The sequence below is a fragment of the Bradyrhizobium sp. B120 genome, from assembly GCF_049075665.1.
Lineage (GTDB): Bacteria > Pseudomonadota > Alphaproteobacteria > Rhizobiales > Xanthobacteraceae > Bradyrhizobium.
In genome coordinates, this window is record NZ_CP185242.1 from 6,840,376 (window position 1) to 6,853,203 (window position 12,828).

The 12,828-nt window shown below is 60.5% G+C and carries 14 protein-coding genes and 3 pseudogenes; 10 read left to right on the forward strand and 7 right to left on the reverse strand.

The features are described from left to right. Positions 1-196: 196 nt before the first annotated feature. Positions 197-1,386, forward strand: a pseudogene (locus ACOIX3_RS31735) (catalase); the annotation flags it as partial. Between the two features lie 62 nt (positions 1,387-1,448). Continuing rightward, on the forward strand, positions 1,449-1,607 hold the full coding sequence (locus ACOIX3_RS31740) for a DUF2934 domain-containing protein (protein WP_420971839.1): 159 nt from the start codon (positions 1,449-1,451) through the stop codon (positions 1,605-1,607). Between the two features lie 30 nt (positions 1,608-1,637). Here the strand turns inward: ACOIX3_RS31740 and ACOIX3_RS31745 are convergent, their stop codons facing one another. From ACOIX3_RS31745 to ACOIX3_RS31755, 3 genes are all read right to left on the reverse strand, one after another. Continuing rightward, the gene (locus tag ACOIX3_RS31745) at positions 1,638-1,790 is read right to left on the reverse strand and encodes a hypothetical protein (RefSeq protein ID WP_420965898.1); all 153 of its coding nucleotides are present in this window, start codon (positions 1,788-1,790) and stop codon (positions 1,638-1,640) included. A 120-nt stretch (positions 1,791-1,910) separates the two neighbouring features. Continuing rightward, complete coding sequence (locus ACOIX3_RS31750; RefSeq protein WP_420965899.1) at positions 1,911-2,585, reverse strand: HAD family hydrolase; 675 nt, start codon at positions 2,583-2,585, stop codon at positions 1,911-1,913. A 255-nt stretch (positions 2,586-2,840) separates the two neighbouring features. Further along, positions 2,841-4,352, reverse strand: a complete 1,512-nt coding sequence (locus tag ACOIX3_RS31755) for a CHAD domain-containing protein (RefSeq protein ID WP_420965900.1) — start codon at positions 4,350-4,352, stop codon at positions 2,841-2,843. A gap of 178 nt (positions 4,353-4,530) precedes the next feature. Here ACOIX3_RS31755 and ACOIX3_RS31760 point away from each other — a divergent pair, with 178 nt between their 5' ends. From ACOIX3_RS31760 to ACOIX3_RS31775, 4 genes and pseudogenes are all read left to right on the forward strand, one after another. Then, positions 4,531-4,833 (forward strand): plasmid stabilization protein, encoded by a 303-nt coding sequence (locus ACOIX3_RS31760; RefSeq protein WP_420965901.1) that lies wholly within the window; start codon positions 4,531-4,533, stop codon positions 4,831-4,833. Between the two features lie 72 nt (positions 4,834-4,905). Further along, entirely contained in the window at positions 4,906-5,166 is a 261-nt protein-coding gene (locus tag ACOIX3_RS31765; RefSeq protein WP_420965902.1) for an SDR family oxidoreductase, read from the forward strand. After that, positions 5,163-5,671, forward strand: a pseudogene (locus ACOIX3_RS31770) (SDR family NAD(P)-dependent oxidoreductase). Before ACOIX3_RS31765 ends, ACOIX3_RS31770 begins: the two are co-directional and overlap by 4 nt. Positions 5,672-6,363: 692 nt before the next feature. After that, positions 6,364-6,558, forward strand: a pseudogene (locus ACOIX3_RS31775) (hypothetical protein); the annotation flags it as partial. A 378-nt stretch (positions 6,559-6,936) separates the two neighbouring features. Here ACOIX3_RS31775 and ACOIX3_RS31780 read toward each other — a convergent pair. Then, positions 6,937-7,332, reverse strand: coding sequence for a hypothetical protein (locus tag ACOIX3_RS31780; protein ID WP_420965903.1), 396 nt, complete (start codon positions 7,330-7,332; stop codon positions 6,937-6,939). A gap of 17 nt (positions 7,333-7,349) precedes the next feature. Then, positions 7,350-7,550, reverse strand: a complete 201-nt coding sequence (locus ACOIX3_RS31785; protein ID WP_420965904.1) for a hypothetical protein — start codon at positions 7,548-7,550, stop codon at positions 7,350-7,352. Positions 7,551-8,204: 654 nt separating this feature from the next. On the opposite strand from ACOIX3_RS31785, the gene ACOIX3_RS31790 reads away from it, so the two are divergent. After that, a complete protein-coding gene (locus ACOIX3_RS31790) occupies positions 8,205-8,642 on the forward strand; it encodes a hypothetical protein (protein WP_420965907.1) in 438 nt (145 codons plus the stop codon). Here the strand turns inward: ACOIX3_RS31790 and ACOIX3_RS31795 are convergent. After that, positions 8,630-8,857 carry a hypothetical protein gene (locus tag ACOIX3_RS31795; RefSeq protein WP_420965908.1) on the reverse strand — a complete coding sequence of 76 codons (228 nt, stop codon included), beginning with the start codon at positions 8,855-8,857 and terminating at the stop codon, positions 8,630-8,632. The genes ACOIX3_RS31790 and ACOIX3_RS31795 overlap by 13 nt on opposite strands. Before the next feature lie 74 nt (positions 8,858-8,931). On the opposite strand from ACOIX3_RS31795, the gene ACOIX3_RS31800 reads away from it, so the two are divergent. Together ACOIX3_RS31800 and ACOIX3_RS31805 are read left to right on the forward strand one after the other, a co-directional pair. Continuing rightward, positions 8,932-10,335: a TAXI family TRAP transporter solute-binding subunit gene (locus ACOIX3_RS31800; protein WP_420965910.1), complete on the forward strand. Its 1,404-nt coding sequence runs from the start codon at positions 8,932-8,934 to the stop codon at positions 10,333-10,335. 451 nt (positions 10,336-10,786) lie between these two features. Beyond that, a complete protein-coding gene (locus ACOIX3_RS31805) occupies positions 10,787-10,981 on the forward strand; it encodes a hypothetical protein (RefSeq protein WP_420965911.1) in 195 nt (64 codons plus the stop codon). Between the two features lie 961 nt (positions 10,982-11,942). Here ACOIX3_RS31805 and ACOIX3_RS31810 read toward each other — a convergent pair. Then, positions 11,943-12,284, reverse strand: coding sequence for a DUF1236 domain-containing protein (locus ACOIX3_RS31810; protein ID WP_420965912.1), 342 nt, complete (start codon positions 12,282-12,284; stop codon positions 11,943-11,945). A gap of 143 nt (positions 12,285-12,427) precedes the next feature. Here ACOIX3_RS31810 and ACOIX3_RS31815 point away from each other — a divergent pair, with 143 nt between their 5' ends. After that, positions 12,428-12,688 (forward strand): hypothetical protein, encoded by a 261-nt coding sequence (locus ACOIX3_RS31815; protein ID WP_420965913.1) that lies wholly within the window; start codon positions 12,428-12,430, stop codon positions 12,686-12,688. Positions 12,689-12,828 lie beyond the last annotated feature (140 nt).

Sequence of the window (12,828 nt, forward strand, 5' to 3'; positions counted from 1 at the left end):
AGCAATGTCAGGTCATCAGCCAGACGATCGAGATTTCCAAGGCCCGAAGAGCCACAGGCGTTCGAAGAAACAAGCGTCCGGCGATCGGCACCCGATGCAGTTGCAAGCGCCGCTGACCAAGGTCGGCGCCCGAATAGGAACGTAGCGCGTCTCCCCGGATTTACGACTTCTTAGTTCGTCCTCCAGGAAACAAACAATGGCGAAGACAACGAAGGCAACCCGCGAACCCGGCGGGACGGCGACCATCCACGACCAAAAGCTCGAATGTGGTGAAGGAGGCGAACTCCATCAAATCGCATCATTAAGGTGCCTGTGCTCACGACGGCACAGGGCGGTCCTGTTTCCGACGACCAGAACACTCTGAAAATCAGCCCGCGCGGTCCCACGCTGCTCGAGGACTTCCACTTTCGGGAGAAAATCTTCCACTTCGATCACGAACGGATTCCCGAGCGGGGCGTGCATGCGCGCGGCTATGCGGCGCACGGCTTCTTCGAGAACTACAAGCCGCTATCGAAGTACACCAGGGCTGACCCATTCCAGCGCGCCGGTGAAAAGACACCTGCCTTCGTCCGGTTTTCGACCGTGGCCGGAAGCAAGGGCTCCTTCGACCTTGCCCGGGACGTCCGGGGCTTCGCCGTCAAGCTCTACACGCAGGAAGGGAACTGGGACATCGCCGGCAACAGCATGCCGGTTTTCTTCATCCAGGACGCAATCAAGTTTCCCGATCTGATCCACGCCGTAAAAGAGGAACCTGACTGCGCGTTTCCACATGATCATGTGGGTGATGTCCGATCGTGCGATCCCGCGCTCGTTTCGCTTCATGGAAGGTTTCGGCACGATCCGCTCCTCCAAGGGCGCAACTTCTCGTACCTCGACACCCAGCTCAAGCGCTTGGGAAGCCCGAATTTCACTCACATTCCGATCAATGCGCCTAAATGTCCGTTCGCTAACTTTCAGCAGGATGGCCAAATGGCCATGCGCAATCCGGTCGGGCGTGCCAATTACCAGCCGAATTCCTTCGGCGAAGGCCCGAGAGAGTCGCCACAGCACGGGTTCACGCCATTCGCCGACGTCGAGCAAGGGCCCAAACGTCGTTTGCGTGCCGAGAGCTTCGCAGACCATTACAGCCAGGCCCGTCAGTTTTTCATCAGTCAAACCATGGGTGAACGGGCGCACATCGCCGCCGCTCTGACGTTCGAACTCAGCAAGGTCAAAACGCTCGCGATCAGGGAACGGATGGTCTCGCATCTGCTGAACATCGATGGGACGCTGGCCAACAAGGTCGGCGGCAAACTTGGTCTGCAGAAGATGCCAAAACCCGCGGACGCTGCGGCGGCAACACGTCAGGACCTCGATCCCTCCCCGGCGCTCAGCATCGTCGAAAAGCTGCGCGTCTGGGGACGCGAGCCCAACGTCAAGATGCCCCAAACTAAAAGAGAGTCAGCGGCCTGGACGACAAGCTTCGACAACGCGCCTACGCGCTTTGGGAGCGGAGCGGCAAGGCCGACGGTTCGGAAATGGATTTCTGGCTGCAAGCCGAACGCGAAGTCGGCGCGAGGCGGCGCCTGAACCGTTGCAAGAACTCTCGGCTCTCGCCGATTTGGTGAGCTTCACAGCGCGCTTTTGGAGTACGGCGGTCAGGTCCTGAAGAAGATCATCCAAACGCCGGCCAGGATGATTACCGCCATCCCGAGGCTGACGGTCAGCAGCACCAGCATGCTCGGACCTCGTTCAGCTTGACGCGCTTCGGTTGGTGTTTCGACAATGCGCCCGTCCTCAAGCTTGGCCATTCGTGATCCCTCCTGATCGGGATCAAGCGGCAAGGCTTGTCATTCGTTCCTACGTTAGGAACTGCAATAACAACGCCGCGGCTGCTTTTCGCTCGAGACCTATGAAGGCCAAAAACTCGATCAGCGCCGTCCCCCGACCTCGTCAATCCTGCGCAACAGGTCGGCCGGGTCGTCGTAGACACGGAACGCGCCGGATTGCCTGAGTTCGTCCGGTCCATACCCGCCGCTCAGGAGACCGACCCCCAGTGCACGGCAACGGATGGCCGCCATCATGTCCCAGACGCTGTCGCCGACCACGATGGCAGTCTCGATCGGCGCGTTAAGCCGCGCGGCCGCGGCAAGAAACAAATCTGGATCCGGTTTGGCATACTTAACTTGATCCCGCGTCACAACCGAGGTTCGTGCCGGATCGACGCCCAGCGACGCAAGATTGACGGCGGCAGTTTCCATTCGACCGCTGGTCGCGATCGCCCACGGAATTCCAGCTTCCGACAACCATCGCAAAAGTTCGCGTGAGCCCGGCAGGGGGCGGACCTGGCTTGCCTGTTGCTGGTAAAAGGTCGCATGCGCGCGCCGTAGACGGTCGATCCGCTCCGCGCTGATCTCGATGCCGATCTCCCGGAGGAGTTGATTGGTGAAGAGGCCACCGCTCATGCCGATTTTGCGATGGATACGCCAGACCGATAGTTCGATTCCTTCGGAATCGAGTGCATGCTTCCAGGCCAGTACGTGCTGATAGACGCTGTCGACCAGCGTACCGTCGAGATCAAACAGAAAGACTGGCTCGATGCGCATGCGAACTCTCCGTCACAGATAGGCTTGCACCCTCACCCAGGGGCGACATAGGACTCATCGAGACGTAATCAAGGTGCTGGCCTTTGGCCAAATGGAATGTACGCTTCAGTCCTCGCCTTGCCGCTGCAATCAGTGAAGCGCACTTTTCTGCACGGGCCGCGAAATCTTAATGGCTGCAAATGTCGTGGGATCGAATTCAATCGCGCTATTTAAACACTCCACGAGAGGCCGCGGAGGTTCCGCGGTCGACTGCGCCTAACAAGGCTCACTGCGCAATCGGCGCAACTGGCCGATTTCTCTGGACGCCGCCTTCATCAAACCCCTTGCCGCCTCGCGCTCCCGACCAACCACAAACCCGGACACGAATGCCTGAGCCCTCCGATTGGCGCGAGGGGCGTTCAGTGCAGCTTTCGTCCCCATCTCGCGATGCGCCAAAAAGTCATTTAAGGAGCCAAGGGCCGATTGAATTCTTTTAAGCCGGTCGGAAAGCCCCGCGAGTTCCTTGTGATCGCTATGGGCGTAAAGGCTCTTAAAGAACTCGACGGCATACCGGATCTTCTTTATTCTTATGCGTAGCTTGTGGCGTTGCGTCGGATCGAGTTCCTGCAAGCGTTTGCCTTGTTTGCGTACCTTCCTGATGCGCCGGGCGAGCAATGCTGCCGCATATGGACCAATCAATCGCTCGTCATGGGCTGGCGCCCTGCTGGTCTCGATCCATTCGAGCACATCGAGCAAAAGACGACGAAACCGGGCCGACGCGACCGCCCGTCCAGCGCGCCTGAAGGCCGCAAGCCGTTGAGCGGCAAACTTCTTCTCGATAGCGCGGTAGCCGCGTTTTGGCACGGTCTCGTGCGCGACGGGATGAACGCGCTCTTTCAAGAATACGTCGATTTCACGAGCTGGCGCGAGCTCGCGAGTGAGCCATTCAAGCTCAGTCTTGATCTGCGCGGTATTCATTCGCGGAAGGACATCGTTGAAGAGCGAGATGGCAGCGCGCGTTCGCCGCAAGCCTACCCGCATCTGATGAACTGCCTCTGAATCAAGTGCCCGCACGGCATCCGCATTGCATGAAAAATGCCGGAGCGTCGCAAACGCAATCATGCGGAAGGCTCTGTTTGGCGCTAACTCACGATCCAGCTGAATAGGTGCCGCATGCACCGCTCCTTCGCCGTCATCTTCAAGGAGCCGATAGCCCTTCTCGGCCTTCGATCGCAAGTCGAGCTCGGCGGCGGTCTTGCGGTCGAACTTTCGCGCCAACGAAAACAGATCTGACGGACGTCCGGATTTCAATTCAAGCTCGAATTCGGCAATCGGTTGCGAGCGGCCGCCGGCGGAAATCTTGCCGCGATCAACCGCGAGCTCAATCTCGCTGCGGCGGGTTCGAATTGTCTGTGCGGCACGACGAATTGAGGTGCGAAAGACCGGCTTCAGCTTCCTGGACAAGTTCTTGGCGTTGAAGTCATCGAGCGGCGTACCGTCTGCTTTGGTAATGTCCGGCTTGAGGCGATCGACCTCAGCCTCCCATTCGCCGCGCGGGAGGTTTCCTGAGGCATTAGACTTTACCGTTTGCACAAACTTGTTGTCGACCTGACGCACCCTCAGCGTGACGTCACTCCGCTCGAGCTTGCGCTTGTTCGTATCGAAATACGTCGAGACAAGGTGTTGCTTGGACCAATCGGCGCCCCGCACACCGGGGACGCCGCCCTTCGTCATGGCCGCTAACCCGCGGGGAGAAGCTTGGAACTTCAATTCGGTTTCGACGCTCATCGTCGATTCAAAAGACGCAACCACAGAAAGGTTCCCACGGTCGCTGCGTGAGGTCTTCTTGACTGTGACTGCGCGACGGGAATTGGGCGCTGCTATCGGACCGCAACTTGTCATCACGATTGGAACCGACTGGCCTTCCCCAGTTTTGAACGTAATACTTCAATCGAGGGAGAACCCCATGCCCCGCGGCGACAAGTCTAGTTACACTGAAAAGCAAAAGCGCCAGGCCGAGCACATCGAGGAAGGCTACGAGCACCGTGGCGTTCCGGAGAAGGAGGCCGAGCGGCGCGCCTGGGCGACCGTGAACAAGGAGACCCACGGCGGCAAGAAGAGCGGCTCCGGCCGCGGGACGGAAGAAGACCATTCGCCGTCAAAGAAAGGCGGCCGTCTCGGCGGCGCCGCCTCGGCCAAGCGGCCGGCCGCGGAACGGTCGCGATCAGCCAAGAAGGCGGCGCGGACCAGAAAGCGGCGCGCTGCCTGAGAACGCGTAGATCGACAGCGGCTTCTCGGCGCGAGAATTGCTGTCGTTGCCACGGAACAGCGGGATTCCTCTATGAACGATAGGTTCCAGGAAAAGGTCATCATCGTTACCGGCGCAGCGTCTGGCATCGGCGAAGCAACAGCTCGCCGGTTCGCGGCCGAGGGCGCCAAGGTCGCGTTGGTCGGCCGCAACAAGGACGCCCTCGAAAAGGTCGCCAAAAGTCTGCCGGCCGACCGGACGATAGCCCATGCCGCCGACGTGTCGGATTCAGGGCCGTCAACGCAACGGTGGCCGCAGTGGTCGATCGCTTCGGCCGGCTGGACGTCTTCGTGAATAACGCGGGTGTCCATGAAGGCGGCGACCCGGCGAACATCAGCGACGACAGGTGGCGGAAAGTCCTGTCGACCGATGTCGATGGCGTGTTCTACGGCTGCCGCGCGGCCCTACCCCATCTTGAGAGGACCAAGGGCTCGATCGTGAACACGGCATCGGTCTCGGGGACAGGCGGTGATTGGGGCATGAGCCCCTACAATGCGGCGAAGGGCGCCGTCGTCAACCTAACGCGCGCGCTCGCGCTCGACCTCGGCAAGAAGGGCGTCCGCGTGAACGCGGTCTGCCCGAGCCTCATGCGCACGGCTATGACGGAAGACATGATGGACGACAGGGACTGCTCGCGAAGTTCGCCGAGCGGATACCGCTGGGCCGCGTCTGCGAGCCAGAGGAGGTTGCCGCCGTGATGGCCTTCCTCGCGAGCGAAGACGCGAGCTTCATGACCGGCGCTAATGTGGCGGTCGATGGTGGCGTATCCGCCTCAAACGGGCAGCCGCCGCAGGAGTAGCCATGGCGCGCCAGTCGCCTTCCTACTTCGCGAAACGGCGTGTCGTCGAGGCGACCATGACCGAGCCAAATCTGCCCCGTCAGCCACCTTGCAAATCAGCACGGAAAGCCTGTCCGTCCGCATAGGACGAAATACGGACGACGGGCTATCGTCCCTTGTGATGAATTTGCGACTCTAGTGAAGCGCACGGGGGCGATTCTGAACTCCTCTGCGAAGGACTTCGGGATGTTCCGCGTAGTCCGGCACCATATCGGCATGGCGCCTCACGGCGGGACTTTCGCCCCTCTTGTCGCGGGGATAAGACGTAGTCCGTCGCATCTGAGGCCGGTGTCCGACATAGATTTCATTGTGAAGTAATCACGAGCACGGCCGTCGGCCCTGCTCGATCTTTAAAGGAACGCCGCGCCTTCTATCCGGTTGTTTGACTGTCAACCTTGCGGGAGAAGCAGACGAAGGAGGAAGCAGTCATGCGGATACCCACTCTAATGACGCTCGTCTTCGCGGCCACGGCGCTTGGCCTTCCGGCAGCCGCCCAGCAGACGAATCCCGGGCAGAACCTTCAGAGCGAAGCCGACAAGGGCGCGAAAACCCAGAACTCAGGCGCATCGGGCTATGTCGGAGAACAAGAAAAGCCGGGTGCTGCCGCTCATCCGCCTGGTGAGCCGAATTCGGCCGCCGCAAGCACAAGTCCGGCAACGGCGCCCAGCGCCCAGAATTCCGGTGCCGGCATCAGCGGCTCAGCTGGCAACAAGAACGGGCCTGCCGCACAGAAGGGCACAGTCGGATCAAGCCAGCAAAACCTCTCGGTGCAGGAGCAGGATCCCTCGAACATCAAGGGCCTTCCGGGCGGCAAGAGCGGACCCGCCACCAAGCAATCACCCCGGTAAAGCGTCGGACTATTTGTTGTCTTGAGGAACAGGTGCCGCTGCGATCGTAGCGGCACCTATGGGTGCGCGAGGCCAAAACCCGCCCAAACTGATGAGCCATCCGATGATGTCCGCAACCTTCGCGCGTCCGCGATACGACGTGAGATCCAGTTCGCAAGCCTAACCAGCAAGGGTGGCCAGGATGCCCGCGCCCACCTCTCCTGGAAGGGATTCGTAGATGAACGCCGGAGGAAAGAACGCAAATCCCCACTGTCACTCGCTGCCGATGTCGAAGCGCTCAAGATCATCGCGACCTTCTGCGGTCCGGGACTGATCTTCGTGCTCAACGCCATGAGCTGCGGCCTGGATCTCGTCGCCTTCCGACGGCGCACACACAGTCTAGGAAGCGCTCGCCCGCGCGCGTTCGCGCCCCGCGCGGCGACGCTCTCGACGCTCGCGTCGCCGCCTTGCCCGCTCAGCGGGCTGCGGCAGCGCCGCATCTACCTTCTCGACCGGCACCGTCTCTATCGGCTGTTTGGCGCTGTGGCGCGCCTCCATGAATTCGAGAACGACGCGCCCCTTGGCGGTGATCTTCCAACCGCCGTTCTCGCGCGCCACGAGGCCTTGGGAGAAGATGTCGAGGCCCGGCACATGCGCAGCCAGTCGCCTGGTGCGATCGGCCCAGTCCGGGCCGCTGGTCGCCAGGATCGCCATGTCGCGCTTGAGGTCGGCTATCCCGGCAAATCCATCCGGGTGGCTCACCAGAATCTTCAGCACCGTGACCTGAAAATTCACCCCTCGTCCTCGGCCGGTCAACGCCACATAGTCGGTGCTTGCGAGAGAGCTTGGCGTCCAACCCGCTTCAGACCTTCGGGCGACACCTCTCCGCAGTTGGCAGCTTCCAAAATCTTCGAGGCGACGTGGGTGCGCGTCCCGATCTCGCGTTGCGAAACGCTCTCGCAGACTTCGTCGAGAACCGCGCGCAAAAGTGCGGTGGTAGCCGTATCGAACATGAAATGCCCCCTTGAGGGAAAGCCCGATCCTAGCGTAACTTTTCGCTCAGGGAATCTGGAATCTGGGTCAAAGTAATTGCCCTAGTCCCAAGGCGGCCGACGCCTCAGTCTGGCATGCCACTAAGACAAGATCGTCTTGGCACGCCGATCCGTCGTCTCATTCACCCAGGCCATGCTTGAGGCAGCCAAGCATTACGAGAACCACAATGATCGTTCCGACGGGGTCTGGGGCGCGCATGTTAGGCCGCCTTGAGTGTGGATTAGATTAGCTAACGCAAGTTTGGGACGGTTCGGTTCAAGCATCACAGGAACGGTGCGCCTGTATGGGAGAGACAGTCGCACTCGATATCGTGAGCCGACCGAAATGGACCCTATCAACGAGCTTTATATGCGATGCAAAAGTGCTCGCGACAGCCCGGTTGCCCGTTTGAAGCCACCTCGTCTCATAAGGTCAAGATCACCACGATGAACCCTTCTCAACATGCTGGCCCGGAGAGCGATAGCGAGCGCCCCCGCGCACAGTCATTGAGAGACCAGCAGCGATTGACCGTACACGGATTCGAGCGACGCTGCCCTGGCGCCGAGCTCCCATTGCCCCGCGCCGCCGGGGGGGCAGCAGCAACCATTGCCTATTTTTCCCGTTATCGGAGGGGCATGCCTAATGTGAAAGGAGTTCCGATGAAGAAGATTGCAATGTCGGCGCTGATGGTCGGCGCACTTGGTCTAGCCTCGGTGGCCACGACGTCTCCTGCCGAAGCTCACTGGCGAGGTGGCTGGGGCGGCTGGGGACCGGGTATCGCCAGCGGATTGGTTGCGGGTGCTGTTATCGGAGGGCTTGCCTCCTCGGCGTACGGCTGGGGACCCAGCTATGGCTACTACGGCGACCCCGGCTACTATGGAGCCGGCTATTATGACGGTCCCTATGGCTACGACGAACCCTATCGCTGGGGCGGCGGCTACACTACGACTTACTACTCGGCGCCCCTATCTTACGGCTACCGTTATCGCCGCGTCGTGCGCCCCGCCTATGCCTATTACCGCGGATCCTATCCGGTCGTACTGCACCGCTGGCATCGCCATCACCACTGGTGACCGGTCCATCCGAACGCAACCAAGGCCGCGCACCCGAAGGCACGGCCGCCTTTTTCATTGGGGCCGGCCTTCCGCTCACTAGTCGCCGAAGAACGGGTTGTGCCGTCGGAAAGCCAGCCGAAGGATTGGCCATCGGCGCCCGAAGTATTCTTCTCAGTCAAATCCAGGCCCGCCGTGAACTTGTTCTCGCGCGCGCGACGGAACATTCCGGTCATACACTGGTTCGTCCAAGTTATCGGCGGCGCACTTATAGTTCCCAAGTGGGCGTTTGTTCACGTAGGTTCTGCTGATGTCACCGTACGGTCCAGTCAGGAGCGCCCACGATCGACGCCAACGACGGCTACTGATCGTGCTGGCATTGGGATTTGCTGTTTTTGGCGCCGCTGCGGCCGCCCTCTTCTACGTCTTGCAGCCCGAGACTCTCCGGATCGCCGTCGGGCCCGCTGGCAGCGACGATCATCAGGTGGTCGAAGCGATGGCCGAGGCTTTCGGGGAGGAAAGCAGGACCGTCAGGCTCTCCCCGATCACGACCGGAGGAGCGGCCGAATCCCTGGCTCTGCTGGGCGCCGGCAAAACCGACTTGGCAATCGGTCGCGGCGACCTCGGCATGCCGGCCGACGCGCAGACACTGGCGGTCCTGCGAAAGAACTACGTCGTCCTGTGGTCGCTTTCCGGGGGATCTCGCAAGGACTCCAAGAAAAAGGCCGCCGGGAAGATCGGAGAGATCGCCGATCTGGCGGGTCGAAAGGTCGGCATCATCGGAAGGACCGGAGCCAACCTCGCACTGCTGCGGACCGTTCTCGTTGCCTCCGGTGTGGGGCCGGACAACGTTGCGACGGTCCAATTCGGGACCGAAGAAATCGAAAAACTTGCGCAAGACGCGACCCTCGATGCCTATCTCGCCGTCGGTCCGCTCGACAGCAAGGTTACTTCCGCCGCGATCGCCGCGACTTCGCGATCGCGCGGAGCTCCGAAGTTTCTTCCGGTCGAAGCATCCGAGGCGATCGCTCTGAGGAACGCCCGCTATGAAGCGGAGGAAATTCCCGGCAGTGTCTTCAACGCGAAACCGGCTTGGCCTGAGGACAAGGTCGAGACCATCAGCGTCAACCATCTCATCCTGGCCAGAAATGAACTGTCCGAAGCCAAGGCGGCGGCCTTCTACCGACAGCTTTTCGCTGTCCGCGACGCGATCACGCAACGTGTCGCCGGCGCCGCGCACATCACGAAGCCCGAGACGGAGAAGGAGGCGGAGCCCTCGGTGCACCGCGGCGCCGCAGCGGTCATCAACGGGACCGAGCGGACTTTTCTGGACAAGTACAGCGATTACTTCTGGTTCGCTTTGCTTCTTCTTTCCGGGATCGGTTCGGCCGCCGCCTGGCTGCGTCGCTATCTGAACCGGGACGAACGGGACGACAACACCAGACACCGCAACCGCATTCTTGCCGTGGTCTCGGACCTTCGGAATGCCGGGTCCGAACAGGACATTCTAACATCGCAACATGAAGTCGACGCGATCATCGGCGAAACCCTGAAGTGCTATGATGAGGGAGCGATCGAACAAGATGACTTGACCGCATTCGGCCTGGTCCTTGAACTGTTCGATCATGCCGTCGCCGAAAGGCGAGCGGCGCTGCAGAGCGGTCCCACCGATCAAGCAAGATCTCCGGGTCCAACCATTGCCTCTCGCCGGTAGGCGCACCCGGCACATGAGCAGCATCAACCGAAAAACGGACTCTCCATCCGGACGCGCAAGAGTAAAGGCCGCGTTAGTGGCGCGAACCCGGCACCCTTCGAGACAAACGTTCCATACCCTCTTGGAGCACTGGCGCCCGCTATAGAAACAAGTGTTCACTTTGTAACTTAAGCACTCGCCTGGCTAGCGGGGCGAAGTCGATGACCGCAATCCTGCAGAAAGTCCAAGAGATCGAGAACCAGCCGACCAAGACCTGTCGGTGCGGCAAGCCGCAGGATTTGGTCCGGACCATGCTGAACATTCGCACCGGCAAGCACGTTCGCATATTCGAATGCAGTGCTGGTGAACGAACCTGGGATGATTATGCCACGCATAGCTCCATCCCCGGAGCGGGTCGGTTTCCCGTAGCTTTCCGGTGCAACTGGTGCACGCGATTTGTTAGGCCGTACACATGCCTAGCACCTTCACACATAGAGGAATCGCCTTCACCGTGACGCGCCGCTATGACGATCAGTTTGAGATCGTCATTGAACTAGATGGCCAGTCGATACAAAGCGCGGTTCGAACCCGGCTGCCCGAGCTGGCAAAACGCCGCGCTGAAATGCTCATCAATCGCAAGCTAAAGGATCAGATCAGGCCAGCGTAAACGCTATCTGCCGGTTCAGTTTTCGCAGCCAACGCTCCCAGGCGCCTGTTTTCCCCACATGTTCCGATAGATCTAATCCAGCTCTTGCCGGGACCAGTTTTTCAATCCGAGCAAATCTTCGAGACCAGACCGGCAAGGGCCGCACGCGGGCGGCCCCTTTCGATTCCAGCAGGCTTCCCCCTCTCGGGGTCAGCCTGGGGACTGCGGTGGGATCAGCGATGCGATCATCGTGGCCGCTATCAGAAACGCTGGCCCGCAGCCGACCACAGCAGCCAGCTAAAGCTCCGCATCGGGAAACATCTCGTAGTCGCAATGCACGGACGCTCTCTATCCGCCTGCTCGAAAGGAACGGCCCCAGCGAAGGCTCGAACTAGGGCCGAGATTTCACCTGGTCATCATCCGGCATCGCCTAATGCCGTGCGGCACCGGACATATGGTTATTCGGAGGAACGTTTGATGAGAGCAGCGAAAGTAACCTTGACGGCAGCCTTTGTCTTTGGATCGATTGCGGCCGCATCCGCGCAGGGTGGAGGCGGCGGTGGTGGTGGTGCAGGCGGTGGAGGTGGCAATTCCCCCGCAGCGAAGAGCGGTCAAGGCGCTACCAGCAGTCCAGGATCCCCTAACCCCGGCGCGACCCTGAACGACACCAAGGAGCGGCGCGGATCCGGCACGATGACCTCAAGCCGATCCCACAAGCACCGCAAGCACCATAGGACGATGTGACATGACGCCGTGCGCACCGCTCGGGCCGCGGTGCCCATAGCCTTCTTCGGTGTGCTCGGCTTGGCAGTTTTGCTTGCCAGTGTAGCTGGACTTGTCGCCGCGCGGCATCATGGTCGGATCCGGCTGGATTGAGGCTCCGGAAGTAACGTATGTGAATCGGAACGAAAAAGAAGCCACCTCAGTTGGTGGCTTCTTCCTTTTGCAGGAAAACAATCACCGGAGCAGTCGTCCGCGATCGTCAATCGACTTCCTGTACGACGGTCCGGGTCTCGGGATCGACGAGCATCACGCGATCGCCAGAATAGATATAGCGATACCGAGTGAGCGAAGGCCCCCAATCGGCGGGCACTGCTTCGAGCTCGACTTCGCGCGGCACAGGTGAACCGACGACGATCCTCTCCCGCGTTTCCACCGGGCGAATCTTGTGCTCGGTCACGTAGTCGTGGATACGCGTGCGGTACTGCGGTTCGATCTGCACAGTGGCTGCGTGTCCGGCACCGGTCGTGCCGACAACCGTCTGAGCGAAGGCACCTGTTGACGCCAATATAGTAGCGATGGAAACCAGGAACAGCTTTCTCATGTGGTCCTCCTCTCCGCTGTATGCAGAGTTTCAAGAACAATGAGCAAATTGGATTGTTCCTCATCAGAATCCAGATCACCAGCTAGGCGCGTCCTCGCCTCCCTCGAAGGTTGTTTGTGGTAGCGTAAATCGGCCCAGCCGAAGTGAGCATCATCATCACCCTCTCCAATGTTAATCCCGGCCGGCTATCGAAGGCGCTGCTTGCCGCGGCGTCGATCAGTGCAACATTCCTGATCGGGGTGACACTCTGGACGGCGACGGCGATTGAGCGGTTCCTGGGAAAGACCGGAATAAAAGACCGGAATAAACGTCATAATCCGCATTCTGGCGCTCATCGTAGCGGCGATAGGCGTGCACTTCATAATGCGGGCCTTCGAAGCGAATTGCCCCGATTGGCGGGCTGAGATTCTGCCGCGGCCAGCTGCCGGCAGGCTCCGAGCCGGCGGCAGGAAGACCCGCGCGCAACCGGCTGGGGCGCTTTCCCGCCGGCTGCTTGCGGGCTGATCGTCCGCCCCTATGCGATTGTGGCGCGTCAGCGTAGGCC

Bases quoted from the DNA above. Each gene is read 5' to 3' on its own strand.
- ACOIX3_RS31765 (WP_420965902.1), top strand. From the start codon at position 4,906: ATGAACGATAGGTTCCAGGAAAAGGTCATCATCGTTACCGGCGCAGCG.
- ACOIX3_RS31805 (WP_420965911.1), top strand. From the start codon at position 10,787: ATGCCTAGCACCTTCACACATAGAGGAATCGCCTTCACCGTGACGCGC.
- ACOIX3_RS31790 (WP_420965907.1), top strand. From the start codon at position 8,205: ATGCCTAATGTGAAAGGAGTTCCGATGAAGAAGATTGCAATGTCGGCG.
- ACOIX3_RS31750 (WP_420965899.1), bottom strand. From the start codon at position 2,585: ATGCGCATCGAGCCAGTCTTTCTGTTTGATCTCGACGGTACGCTGGTC.
- ACOIX3_RS31745 (WP_420965898.1), bottom strand. From the start codon at position 1,790: ATGGCCAAGCTTGAGGACGGGCGCATTGTCGAAACACCAACCGAAGCG.
- ACOIX3_RS31795 (WP_420965908.1), bottom strand. From the start codon at position 8,857: ATGACCGGAATGTTCCGTCGCGCGCGCGAGAACAAGTTCACGGCGGGC.
- ACOIX3_RS31800 (WP_420965910.1), top strand. From the start codon at position 8,932: ATGTCACCGTACGGTCCAGTCAGGAGCGCCCACGATCGACGCCAACGA.
- ACOIX3_RS31760 (WP_420965901.1), top strand. From the start codon at position 4,531: ATGCCCCGCGGCGACAAGTCTAGTTACACTGAAAAGCAAAAGCGCCAG.
- ACOIX3_RS31755 (WP_420965900.1), bottom strand. From the start codon at position 4,352: ATGAGCGTCGAAACCGAATTGAAGTTCCAAGCTTCTCCCCGCGGGTTA.
- ACOIX3_RS31810 (WP_420965912.1), bottom strand. From the start codon at position 12,284: ATGAGAAAGCTGTTCCTGGTTTCCATCGCTACTATATTGGCGTCAACA.
- ACOIX3_RS31785 (WP_420965904.1), bottom strand. From the start codon at position 7,550: ATGTTCGATACGGCTACCACCGCACTTTTGCGCGCGGTTCTCGACGAA.